The 11,125-nt window shown below is 42.9% G+C and carries 12 protein-coding genes; 8 read left to right on the top strand and 4 right to left on the bottom strand.

The genetic code is table 11. The features are described 5' to 3' along the window. Nucleotides 1–48 precede the first annotated feature (48 nt). Nucleotides 49–267, top strand: a complete 219-nt coding sequence (locus ACED28_RS21905) for a hypothetical protein (protein WP_371710742.1) — start codon at nt 49–51, stop codon at nt 265–267. A 147-nt stretch (nt 268–414) separates the two neighbouring features. Here the strand turns inward: ACED28_RS21905 and ACED28_RS21900 are convergent, their stop codons facing one another. From ACED28_RS21900 to ACED28_RS21885, 4 genes are all read right to left on the bottom strand, one after another. Next, nucleotides 415–1,386, bottom strand: a complete 972-nt coding sequence (locus ACED28_RS21900; protein WP_371710741.1) for a reverse transcriptase family protein — start codon at nt 1,384–1,386, stop codon at nt 415–417. Then, on the bottom strand, nt 1,367–1,672 hold the full coding sequence (locus ACED28_RS21895; RefSeq protein WP_371710740.1) for a helix-turn-helix domain-containing protein: 306 nt from the start codon (nt 1,670–1,672) through the stop codon (nt 1,367–1,369). The genes ACED28_RS21900 and ACED28_RS21895 overlap by 20 nt, the downstream gene beginning before the upstream one ends. 39 nt (nt 1,673–1,711) lie before the next feature. Continuing rightward, nucleotides 1,712–1,876 (bottom strand): hypothetical protein, encoded by a 165-nt coding sequence (locus ACED28_RS21890; RefSeq protein WP_371710739.1) that lies wholly within the window; start codon nt 1,874–1,876, stop codon nt 1,712–1,714. Between the two features lie 347 nt (nt 1,877–2,223). Further along, nucleotides 2,224–3,291 carry a tyrosine-type recombinase/integrase gene (locus tag ACED28_RS21885; protein ID WP_371710737.1) on the bottom strand — a complete coding sequence of 356 codons (1,068 nt, stop codon included), beginning with the start codon at nt 3,289–3,291 and terminating at the stop codon, nt 2,224–2,226. 104 nt (nt 3,292–3,395) lie between these two features. On the opposite strand from ACED28_RS21885, the gene dusA reads away from it, so the two are divergent. The 7 genes from dusA (at nt 3,396) to ACED28_RS21850 (ending at nt 10,671) form a co-directional block, all read left to right on the top strand. After that, nucleotides 3,396–4,400, top strand: coding sequence for a tRNA dihydrouridine(20/20a) synthase DusA (gene dusA / locus ACED28_RS21880; RefSeq protein ID WP_135383036.1), 1,005 nt, complete (start codon nt 3,396–3,398; stop codon nt 4,398–4,400). A gap of 253 nt (nt 4,401–4,653) precedes the next feature. Further along, complete coding sequence (pspG, locus tag ACED28_RS21875) at nt 4,654–4,875, top strand: envelope stress response protein PspG (RefSeq protein WP_009847904.1); 222 nt, start codon at nt 4,654–4,656, stop codon at nt 4,873–4,875. 135 nt (nt 4,876–5,010) lie between these two features. Then, nucleotides 5,011–5,733, top strand: coding sequence for a TIGR04219 family outer membrane beta-barrel protein (locus ACED28_RS21870; RefSeq protein ID WP_080518003.1), 723 nt, complete (start codon nt 5,011–5,013; stop codon nt 5,731–5,733). Between the two features lie 222 nt (nt 5,734–5,955). Further along, entirely contained in the window at nt 5,956–6,186 is a 231-nt protein-coding gene (locus ACED28_RS21865) for a hypothetical protein (RefSeq protein WP_004735813.1), read from the top strand. Nucleotides 6,187–6,309: 123 nt separating this feature from the next. Then, nucleotides 6,310–8,175 (top strand): assimilatory sulfite reductase (NADPH) flavoprotein subunit, encoded by a 1,866-nt coding sequence (locus ACED28_RS21860; protein WP_371710735.1) that lies wholly within the window; start codon nt 6,310–6,312, stop codon nt 8,173–8,175. Beyond that, nucleotides 8,175–9,902 carry an assimilatory sulfite reductase (NADPH) hemoprotein subunit gene (gene cysI, locus ACED28_RS21855; RefSeq protein WP_371710734.1) on the top strand — a complete coding sequence of 576 codons (1,728 nt, stop codon included), beginning with the start codon at nt 8,175–8,177 and terminating at the stop codon, nt 9,900–9,902. The genes ACED28_RS21860 and cysI overlap by 1 nt, the downstream gene beginning before the upstream one ends. Then, the gene (locus ACED28_RS21850) at nt 9,895–10,671 is read left to right on the top strand and encodes a phosphoadenylyl-sulfate reductase (RefSeq protein WP_102250087.1); all 777 of its coding nucleotides are present in this window, start codon (nt 9,895–9,897) and stop codon (nt 10,669–10,671) included. The genes cysI and ACED28_RS21850 overlap by 8 nt, the downstream gene beginning before the upstream one ends. The last annotated feature ends 454 nt before the right edge of the window (nt 10,672–11,125 follow it).

Here is an 11,125-nt window from a genome sequence, read left to right as displayed (position 1 = left end):
CTTTGAAGATGGCAGGGGTGGAGAGATTCGAACTCCCAACACGCGGATTTGGAATACTTACTAGAAAAAATCGGAATCGACCTTGACCAACCATCCACTAAAAAGGGTTTAGCGTTACTTGGTGCGGGAGCTGCTTTGGTAGTTGGTCACCCTGAACTTATCACCGCAAGCGTATCGGCAGACGGTGTTCAACTCGGGGGTATTATTGGCGCAAGTGCTCCAATAGTATTTGGCCTATGGGAAACCCTACGCAACGAGTTTAAGTAAATGGCAGAGTATCAAACACTAATCGTCGCCGTTGTCAGCGCTTTATCAAGTGGAGTAGGCGTAACTCTTAAAACGGATGTGAAATGGTTACGCCTGAGGCAGCAAAAATGGATGAACGATTGACTCGGTTAGAGGGGCAAGATCATTTTAAGAGATAGGTGTTCGATTCGTTTGATTTCGAATTGTCATTGCTCTCTTTTTAAATGTCTCATCAACAACACCCATAGAGTGGAGTCTCCCAATCAACCTTTGAGTAAAAGTGTTATTGATTGCGTTGGGTTGGTTTTTAATCACAGACCAACACGATAAATCATTTACAAGCTGCTTCCGTTGCTCGTTTCTAACCATTATCGTACCGCCCTTTATGATCACTCCTGTTACTAATTTTGCATCATCGCAGTCATATACTTTTGTTTTGTCTGGGTGCATGATATGTCCATAGCGATTGAGGATTTTCTTAACAGTTGTTTTAAATAGAGGGTTTACGTTAACTCCTGAGAATGTCAGGTCATCGACATAGACGGTCATGAAAATATCGTGTTTTTTCGATAATTGCTCTAGCTCAGAGAACATTCTAGAGTTAGCCCAAAATGCTAAGGGCATACTAATTCGACTACCTGTAGGTAAGAAGTGGTGCACAGTACAGATGTCAGCCAATATGTCTGATACATCTGCCGAGCATTTCATTACAGAGTAGAAAAAAGAAAAAATCATTTTTTTAGATGTTGATGGGAAAAATGACTTCACATCTGTTGTCATCAAAGGCGTTCGGGAGTTTTCTCCCTCTGTGTGTGCTAGAGCGTTTGATACGTTAGAGTGTTTCTTTTTTCCTGAGTGTAAATAGTCGGGAGTTGTAATTCGACAAAGCAAGCTTGCGATACGAGTATGAACTTTATCTAGTCCTCTCATTGGCTGCTGAATTTTCCTAACTTTTTGGTTTGCGCCTTTTTCTTCAAATTCATGGTAGTTGCCAACATCTTTGGCATATTTTTTTAAATCTGAATTGGAGCAGTTTAGCAGAACTGCTAAGTGGTGCTTTGTTCTAAGGTTGTAGAATGGAGAGTCTTTAATGCCGTACTCTTTACCTTTAGTTTTTATCTTAAGCTTCGATTTTTTCATCTTTACTTATTGTCCACTCAGCTATTTTTAATACTTTACCTGCTAGTGATGTTCTTACTTTCTTAGCAAGGCGTTTTTCATTACTGATATGCGAGGAAAACATAACAAGCGAGGACATCGGGATGTCGAATAAGTCGGAATATTTTTGAAGGATTTCTTCCGTTACAGGCTTCGAACCTTTTTCGATACCATCGAGATAAGGTTTAGGTAACTGGAGGTCGGTAGCTAGTTTTGCTATTGATAGGTCATGGTATTGGCGTATTACGCGAAGTGCTCTATGAATCATATTATTTCACCTTGTTTCGAAACTAGGGGGAATACCGTTTTACTCTGCACCTCCGCCTAAGCCGAAGAAGTTGAACCAGTACCACGCGCGGTGGATCCAGCTCAGAGCTACTAAAAAGCGTTTGAATTGCTTTTGGCGCTTCTCTCGCTTTGAGGGTTCGTTGACAGGTACTTGCTGATCATGTTGTGAGTTGCTTTGTTTCATAGTTTATCTCCATGCCCTAAACCCCTCCGCCGCGTGCGGAGTTTTAAGTTTAGGTTCGCCCTCATGAAGAATGAGATTGATCAGCTCTAATTGTTAAATTAGCCCCCCATCTCGACGAACTTTTGGTCGCCCAAAAAGTTCGAATTCCCGCATGTTCCGAACGGTGCTCACGAGGTCACTGTTAGTCATGTACGGGTCAATAGGGCAGAAAGCTAGGCTTTCCCTCAAGCCTTACGGCTCAATATATGGCGAGGTTTATCTCTAAACACAACGTAGAATCAATATATATAAAACCACATGCATCTTCAATGAGTTTCTTCTAATCGTTTTGAATATTTATCAATAGTTTAACTTCTATCATGTAATTTATGAGGAAATAGCTGTGTATAAACCTGCCACAAAATATTCAAGTTCCTGTGCCCAGTCACCTGAGCTACTTCTTCAATAGAGTAGCCTTTCTCAAACAACCGACTCGCTCCCTCTCTGCGTAAATCGTGGTACCGCAAGTCTTCAATACCCAATTCGTTTCTAACTCGCTGAAAGCCAGCGCTAACGCTTCGTGAGTTGTATGGGAAAATAAGCTCACCTTTATTTGGTTGCTTTAGTGCGATCTCAAATGACTCGCCAAGTAACGGCACAATCATGTGATTACCTTCTTTCTTCCTTGGATCTTTTCTATCTCTAACGAGTATCGTTTTATGTTCTTGGTTGAGGTCTTCCCAACGCAGCTTGCAGACTTCACCAATTCGCATACAAGTAAGAATGCTGAATTCAAGAATGTCAGTGAATGGGATTCGAGTTGTGCCGTTTGGCCTGAAAGATTCACGTTGTTCTAATCCGAGTTTTAAGAGTTTCAGTTCTTCAGAAGTAGGGCGGCGTGTTCGTTTCTGGCTCTTACCAACTAACCCCATATCAATGAGAACAGGTACAGCTTCATCAAATATTTGGTGGTTGGTGTCGATGTTGAAGACAGGCTTAGACTTTTTCATTACAGAACGTAGGTAAGCAATATCATGATAAATCGTTGCGGGTTTGGCTCCTGCGCCTCTTCTATTTTTACAGTGCTCGATTAAGTCGCTAGTTCGTAGCTGATTACTCTCAACTTGGGCGATGTCGCAATCCCTAAGCATCTTAATAACGTAGCGTTTTGTTCGGCCTGTATTGTCCCAAAGGTCACGCTCTGCCATGAATAAATCGAGGAGTACCGAAAGGGGGACTGTTTTTGGCTGATTGAGTACCCCTTGAGCTTCTAGTTCAGCTACCCTTTTTTTACCGAAAGCTTTAGCGAGTGCTTTCTTTTTTAGAGTTTTGCTTTCCCTGTGTATAATGCGCGAATTCTTTTTAACGATGATTGTTACCTTGAACCTTGGTTCACCGCTTTTTAGCTTTCTGGTCTCGATGGTATAACTTGCCATTGTCCAACTCCTAAAGGGGTACTTGAGGGGTACTACAGGAAGTAATTCCGTTTAATTCTAGGTAATTCACTGTATGTTTGTACAGTATTAATTGAGACTGAATCATGACAAACACTAATAAAACCAGTAAATACGCTAGTAACCGACTTTCTGTTGCACCCATGTTGGATTGGACTGACCGCCACTGTCGTTACTTTCACCGTTTGCTCTCTCAGCAGACGCTTCTGTACACGGAAATGGTCACAACTGGTGCGATCTTACATGGTAAGGGCGACTTTCTAGAGTATAACGAGCAAGAACACCCATTAGCTCTTCAACTTGGTGGTTCAAACCCGGTTGATTTGGCGGCTTGTGCCAAGCTTGCTGGAGAGCGTGGCTATGATGAAGTGAACCTCAATGTAGGTTGTCCTTCAGACCGAGTTCAGAATGGTCGCTTTGGTGCTTGCCTAATGGCTGAGCCTGAGCTGGTGGCAGATTGTGTGTCAGCGATGAAAGAAGTCACGGATATTCCAATTACGGTGAAAACGCGTATTGGTATCGACGACCAAGACTCTTACGAGTTTCTGACTAAATTTGTTTCTACTGTTTCTGAAAAAGGCGGTTGTGAGCAGTTTACTATCCATGCACGTAAAGCGTGGTTGAGTGGCCTTAGCCCGAAAGAGAACCGTGAGATCCCACCGCTAGATTACGATCGCGCGTACCAAATCAAGAAAGACTTCTCTGATCTTGTGATTGCGGTAAATGGTGGCATCACTACATTAGAACAAACTAAAGAGCACTTGCAGCACCTTGATGGTGTGATGATCGGTCGTGAGGCATACCATAGCCCGTTTATCTTGGCTGAAGTTGATCAGCAGATCTTTGGTTTAGACACGCCAATCAAGAAGCGTTCACAAGTGGTTGAAGAGATGTACCCGTACATTGAGCGTCAGCTTTCGAATGGAGCGAGCCTTGGTCATATCTCTCGTCATATGCTGGGTTTGTTCCAAAGTATGCCGGGTGCAAGACAATGGCGTCGTTACATCAGTGAGAATGCACATAAGAAAGGTGCTGGCATTGAGGTGATACAGACGGCATTGGCTAAGATCCCTAAAGAGCTAAATGTATAGACACCCTCAAGGTTAAAGCAAAAGCCAAAAGCTAAGAATTAAAAGTTAGAAGCTTAAGGTTTAAAGAACAAGGCTAAATTCGCCATTAGAGGCTAAATTTACCATTGTGAGTTTCCGAAAAGCCACGCATGAAGATGCGTGGCTTTTTATTTTCCTGATAAGTAAGGAGTTTATGGTTGTGGCTAACTTGGTATGGAAGCTGCAATGTTAGAAAGTAGGAAAGATAGGTCATAAACTCATTAGGGAGACCATTATGTTTGAATTAATCTTTGTTCTTATTTTCGTCGCAACTTTACTCGTTACTGGTATTACGTTTATGACGGTACTAGCGGCAACCGGAATCGCGTTAGCGGTCATGCTGGTCTTGGGTATGATGGGCGTTGTGTTTAAACTGCTGCCTTGGCTGATCGTGATTGCAGTGGGTGTGTGGTTTTTCAAAAACTATGTACACAGCTCTAACCAAAGGCGTTATTAAGGTCATCGTGTCGTCAAATCTTTACTCGTCAGCGGTTTATCGTTTTAGAATTTAAGATGTGTGGTAGAATTTTCCCCAATAATCTATGAATGTGCATACAATTAGCACAACGATATGGAATTGGAGCTATCTCAAATGAATAAAATGCCATTAATTGCTTTAGTGGGAATGCTTTCTTTAAGCTCGGCTGTGTCCGCTGAAGAAGAGTTTTCTTACACGACTAAGATCGGTGCTGATATGTGGTGGGGAAGTACAAAGCTGAATGAAGCTAGGTCGAGTGACTCAAACTCACCTTCGTTGTATTTCGCATTTGAGCATAATGCCCCTAAGCTGCCAAATGCGAGTTTCCGCTACTCTACTGTTGATACAACATTGTTAGCGTTTGATAAGTATGACTACACGTTCTACTACACAATGTTGGATCACAAGTTGATGAACTTCGATGCGGGTGTGACATTTACTCAGTATGCAAACTCACATTACAAAGATCCGTACAGTTCGAAAACGACAAGTTTTGATGAGTTTACTTGGAGCTTCTACGGTAACGCAGAAATCAATGTCCCTAATACTCAGCTTGATATCATTGGTACGATGGAATTTGGTGATAGCAACGGTATTAAGAGCACCGATTTGATGGCGGGTGTTCAGTACCGTATTCCAGTGGCAGATACTGAAATAGCACTTCGTGGTGGCTATCGTGTGATCGACCTTGATTCGGACAAATTCTTCTCTTCAGAGCTGAACAAACCTCTTGAGACAGACAAAGAACCTGATCCGTTAGATGACCCAAAGCCAGGGCCACCTAAATCATTTGTTATGGTTGATGGTTGGTTTGCTGGCGTAGAAGTACGCTTTTAGGCAATTAAAACGAATCTAGAACGAAATTTAAGAACGTCACTTTATTAAGTGGCGTTTTTTTATATCTATTGGTTATCCCCAAGCATCTTGAAGTTACTTGGGTATATACTTTTCTGGAATTAGTTAGCACATTCATCACTTTCGACCATCCTTAATACAGAGACCTAATTAGCGTCTATTCTTATAAGGTCTATGTTGTGAGGTCAAAGCAAGGGATGGAATATGACACTCAATGAATTACGAAATTTATATCGAGAAAATCTGTTGGTTGAAGCGATCATAGAGCCCTCAATTCAAGAGGGGTCTTGGGTTGTGGAGTTTCGCCATATGGGCGGTGGCTTTGTTTTGCTTACTGATGTTCATGGTGAAGAGTGTCATTACGCGGATTTAGACCTAGCATCTAAGTCGGCAATGGCGGTTGGCTTTCAACAAGTTCGTATTGAAAACCAGTAACTCAATTGATGTTTCAATCGGTTTTTACTTCCAAAAAGTTATAAAACATACTTTTCTATTCTTTCTTGTTATTAAAAGGAGTGGTTAATCTATCGTCACGCAATGATTAGGGATGTCGTGACCATGTCTTTAAATAAGAAAGAGTCTTCACAAAATAATAATGCACAGTCTGGGGCTACTGAGTTACCTGGGCTAGCAGCACCACTTAATGACCAACAATTGGGTCATCTTCAGCAAACTGTTTCTGAATTATCTTCTCAACAACTGGCATGGGTCAGTGGTTACCTTTGGGGTGTGAGCCAAACTCAGCCGGTGGGGGCCGCCGCGCCAATCGCTCAAGCAGCCGCTGCAGTAGCCGAAAAACCTGCGGGTAAGCTCAGCATTATCTTCGCATCCCAAACCGGTAATGCGAAAGGTGTCGCCGAATCGCTTGAGGCAGAAGCGAAAGCCTTAGGGATTGCTGTCGAGCTTTTCGATGCAAGTGATTATAAAGGTAAGAACTTAGCCAAAGAGACACACGTCATTTTTGTAGCTTCAACCAATGGTGAGGGCGAAGCCCCTGATAACGCTATTGAGTTGCATGAATTCCTTCAATCGAAGAAAGCGCCAAAATTATCAAACCTACAATACGGTGTGATTGGTTTAGGTGACTCAAGCTATGAGTTCTTCTGCCAAACGGCTAAAGACTTCGATAACTTCCTCGCTAAGCTTGGTGCTAAATCGTTTGTTGACCGTCTTGATTGTGATGTTGATTACGAAGAATCAGCAACGGAATGGCGCGCTAAAGCATTAGAGCAAGTAAAAGAGACGCTATCGACAGGTACTGAAGCCGATGTGGTTCAATTACCAGTCGGTCAAGCGGCTGCTGGTCATTCGCAATACACCAAACAAAACCCATACACCGCGACATTATTGACGAGCCAAAAGATCACCGGTCGTGATTCGGGCAAAGATGTTCGTCACATCGAGATTGATCTTGATGAGTCGGGTATTACTTACCAACCGGGTGATGCGCTAGGCGTATGGTTTGAAAACAGTTCAGAACTCGCAAATCAGATCCTTTCTAAGGTTGGGTTATCTGGTATCGAAAGTGTTGATGTCGATGGTGACAACTTATCTATCCACAGCGCACTCGTCAGTAAATTCGAGATTACATCTTCAAACCCTCAACTTGTGACTAAGTTTGCTGAACTATCGGGCAGCAAGAAGTTAATCAAGCTGGTGGAAGATAAAGACAAGCTTCGTGAATACGCGGGTAATACTCAAGTTGTCGATGTTTTAGCTGAGAAGAAGACCAAGCTATCGGCTGATGAATTGATTGGCCTACTACGTAAGTTAACTCCACGTCTCTACTCTATTGCGTCAAGCCAAGCAGAAGTAGATGAAGAAGTTCACTTGACGGTTGGTCTGGTTGAATACCAAAAGGGCGATGAATCTCGTCTGGGTGGCGCTTCAAGTTTCTTAGCTCAACGCCTTGAAGAAGGTGGTGAAGTGAAGGTGTTTGTAGAGAACAACAATAACTTCAAACTGCCGCAAGACGACAACACACCAATCATCATGGTTGGCCCGGGTACAGGTATCGCGCCTTTCCGTAGTTTTGTTCAAGAGCGTGAAAACAATGACGCTGAAGGTAAAAGCTGGTTGTTCTTTGGTGACCGTACCTTTACTCAAGATTTCTTATATCAAGTTGAATGGCAGAGGTATCTTAAATCTGGTGCATTAACCAAGCTTGATGTTGCGTTTAGTCGTGATCAAAAAGAAAAGGTTTATGTTCAAGACCGATTAATTGAACAGGCAGAGCAGGTTTGGCAATGGCTTCAAGAGGGCGCGTACCTCTATGTATGTGGCGATGCAACTCGAATGGCAAAAGATGTTCATGAAGCGTTGGTTACGATAGCGGAAAAACATGGCAATCAGAGCCGCGAGCAAGCTGAACAATATATTAATGATTTACGTAAAGCGAAACGTTACCAAAGGGATGTGTACTAATGAGCAAGCAAGTAATAGAGCAAGAAGTGCTAGGTCAAGTACTGGGACCTTTGGCTGACAATGAACGTCTGAAGCGTGAAAGTAAAAACCTTCGCGGTACGATTGAACAAGATCTTCAAGACCGTATCACTGGTGGTTTTACCGCAGATAACTTTCAACTGATCCGTTTCCACGGTATGTATCAACAAGATGACCGTGATATTCGTAATGAACGTACTAAGCAAAAGCTAGAACCTTTACATAACGTAATGCTTCGTGCGCGTATGCCAGGCGGCATCATCACTCCTAAGCAGTGGTTAGCGATTGATAAATTCGCAGATGAAAGCACCTCTTATGGTTCTATCCGTCTAACAACACGTCAAACCTTCCAGTTCCACGGTGTATTGAAGCCGAACATTAAGTTAATGCACCAAACGCTAAACAGTATTGGTATAGATTCAATCGCAACTGCGGGTGACGTAAACCGAAATGTTTTGTGTACCACAAACCCGGTTGAGTCCGAGCTACACCAAGAAGCTTATGAGTGGGCGAAAAAGATCAGTGAACACCTATTACCTAAGACTCGTGCTTATGCTGAAATCTGGTTAGATGGTGAAAAGCTAGCAACAACGGATGAAGAACCTATCCTAGGTAGTAACTATTTACCACGTAAGTTCAAGACGACGGTTGTAATTCCTCCGCAAAATGACGTAGATGTTCATGCTAACGATCTTAACTTCATCGCGATTGCTAAAGACGGAAAGCTGGTGGGCTTTAACGTATTAGTGGGCGGTGGTCTTGCTATGACGCACGGCGATACTTCTACTTATGCACGTAAAGCTGACGATTTCGGTTTTGTGCCATTAGAGAAAACGTTAGATGTAGCGGCAGCTGTTGTGACGACACAACGTGACTGGGGTAACCGTTCGAACCGTAAGAATGCTAAAACCAAATACACACTAGACCGTGTTGGTATTGATGTATTCAAGGCAGAAGTAGAAAAACGTGCAGGCGTTGAGTTTGCTGAAAGTCGTCCTTATGAGTTTACTGGCCGTGGCGACCGTATCGGTTGGGCGGAAGGCATTGATGGTAAGCACCACTTAGCGTTATTCATCGAAAATGGTCGTTTACTTGATTTTCCGGGTAAAGCGCTGAAAACAGGTGTTGCTGAAATAGCGAAGATCCACAAAGGTGACTTCCGCATGACAGCGAACCAAAATCTCATTGTTGCAGGTGTACCTAAGAGCCAAAAGGCACAAATTGAAAAGCTGGCACGTCAATACGGTCTAATGGATGATGCCGTTTCAGAACAGCGCAAGAACTCAATGGCGTGTGTGGCATTCCCAACATGTCCGTTAGCAATGGCAGAAGCCGAACGTTTTCTTCCTGAGTTTGTAACGGATGTTGAAGACATTCTGAAGAAACACGGATTACCAGAAGAAGATAACATCATCCTTCGTATTACAGGCTGTCCAAACGGCTGTGGTCGTGCAATGTTGGCTGAACTGGGTTTAGTCGGCAAGGCTCCAGGGCGTTACAACATGCACTTAGGTGGCAACAAAGCCGGAACTCGTATTCCTAAGATGTATAAAGAGAACATCACGTCAGCTCAGATTTTAGAAGAGATTGATTCGCTGGTGGGGCGTTGGGCTACGGAACGAACGGATAATGAAGGGTTCGGTGATTTTACAATCCGAGCTGGCATCATCGAAGAGGTGATCATTTCAAAGAGGGATCTGCATGCATAATTCTGTCGCTTCAAAACTGAAGTTAGCAGAGCTACTCGCATTGACTAAGACGGAGCAGATACTTCGTCTTGGACAAATTAATGCTGAGTTAGAACAGCTAACTGCATTAGAGAGAGTGAAGTGGGCTCTAGAAAACTTAGAAGGAACACATGTGGTGTCTTCTAGTTTCGGAATCCAAGCAGCATTGATGCTGCACTTAGTGACTCAAGCCAAACCCGATATTCCAGTTATTCTGACAGACACCGGGTACCTATTCCCAGAAACGTATCGCTTTATAGATGAGTTAAGTCAGAAGTTGACTCTAAACCTTCAAGTCTTTCGTGCACAACAGAGCTCTAATTGGCAAGAAGCGCAATATGGCAAACTTTGGGATCAAGGTATAGAAGGGATAGAGAAGTACAACAAACTTAATAAAGTTGAACCGATGAGAAGAGCGCTGGATGAACTAGAGGCTGGCACTTGGTTTTCAGGGTTGCGAAGAGAGCAATCTCAATCGCGCGCAAACTTGCCGATCTTATCTATCCAAAATGGTGTGTTTAAGTTCTTGCCAGTAATAGATTGGACAAATAAAGATGTTCACTATTACTTGGAAGAGCATGGCCTTAGTTACCACCCACTTCGTGAGCAGGGGTACCTTTCTGTTGGAGATACTCATACAACTAAGAAATGGGAACCGGGTATGACTGAAGAAGAAACCCGTTTCAATGGTCTGAAACGAGAATGTGGTCTCCATGAAGACGATGGAGAGCAATATGGTTCTGGGATTTAGACTCATTGCCATTTAAAAAGCTGCCTCAAGGCAGCTTTTTTAGTTTCTAGGGGATAAAATTAAAGCGATTGTGGATAAGTCTGTGGTTATTATGTAGGTACTTTGTAGTTAAACTTGCATAAATAAGGCTTTGGGTGTTTATCCATCATCTAACCGTTATTTTTGCAATTTTCGGTAATAAACACTTGCCAATGTGAGGAACATCTCTATAATGCCGCCTCACTGACACGGTAGACGCCACAAGGCCTCAGCGAAGAATGTTAGTAAGGCAACTAGCTTTAAGCGATAATTCGCTTCTACTTTTAGAAAGTAGAAATTAATTTTCAAAAGTGTTTGACACTGAGAATTAAAACGCTAGAATGGCCGCCTCTTCCGAAGTGATGTAAGTCACAACGAAGAGAAGCTCTTTAACAATTTAAACCTATCAATCTGTGTGGGCACTCGTTGATGAATA

The organism is Vibrio sp. 1F253, from assembly GCF_041439295.1.
In the GTDB taxonomy this organism is placed as follows: Bacteria; Pseudomonadota; Gammaproteobacteria; order Enterobacterales; family Vibrionaceae; genus Vibrio; species Vibrio tasmaniensis_A.
Note: the sequence above shows the minus strand (reverse complement) of the source record. Positions and strands in the feature narration are given on the sequence as shown.

What these genes read in the sequence shown, in the direction of transcription:
- ACED28_RS21850 (WP_102250087.1), top strand. Translation starts at nt 9,895, where the DNA reads ATGCATAATTCTGTCGCTTCAAAACTGAAGTTAGCAGAGCTACTCGCA.
- ACED28_RS21865 (WP_004735813.1), top strand. Translation starts at nt 5,956, where the DNA reads ATGACACTCAATGAATTACGAAATTTATATCGAGAAAATCTGTTGGTT.
- ACED28_RS21900 (WP_371710741.1), bottom strand. Translation starts at nt 1,386, where the DNA reads ATGAAAAAATCGAAGCTTAAGATAAAAACTAAAGGTAAAGAGTACGGC.
- ACED28_RS21885 (WP_371710737.1), bottom strand. Translation starts at nt 3,291, where the DNA reads ATGGCAAGTTATACCATCGAGACCAGAAAGCTAAAAAGCGGTGAACCA.
- cysI (WP_371710734.1), top strand. Translation starts at nt 8,175, where the DNA reads ATGAGCAAGCAAGTAATAGAGCAAGAAGTGCTAGGTCAAGTACTGGGA.
- ACED28_RS21870 (WP_080518003.1), top strand. Translation starts at nt 5,011, where the DNA reads ATGAATAAAATGCCATTAATTGCTTTAGTGGGAATGCTTTCTTTAAGC.
- ACED28_RS21895 (WP_371710740.1), bottom strand. Translation starts at nt 1,672, where the DNA reads ATGATTCATAGAGCACTTCGCGTAATACGCCAATACCATGACCTATCA.
- ACED28_RS21860 (WP_371710735.1), top strand. Translation starts at nt 6,310, where the DNA reads ATGTCTTTAAATAAGAAAGAGTCTTCACAAAATAATAATGCACAGTCT.
- ACED28_RS21890 (WP_371710739.1), bottom strand. Translation starts at nt 1,876, where the DNA reads ATGAAACAAAGCAACTCACAACATGATCAGCAAGTACCTGTCAACGAA.
- pspG (WP_009847904.1), top strand. Translation starts at nt 4,654, where the DNA reads ATGTTTGAATTAATCTTTGTTCTTATTTTCGTCGCAACTTTACTCGTT.
- dusA (WP_135383036.1), top strand. Translation starts at nt 3,396, where the DNA reads ATGACAAACACTAATAAAACCAGTAAATACGCTAGTAACCGACTTTCT.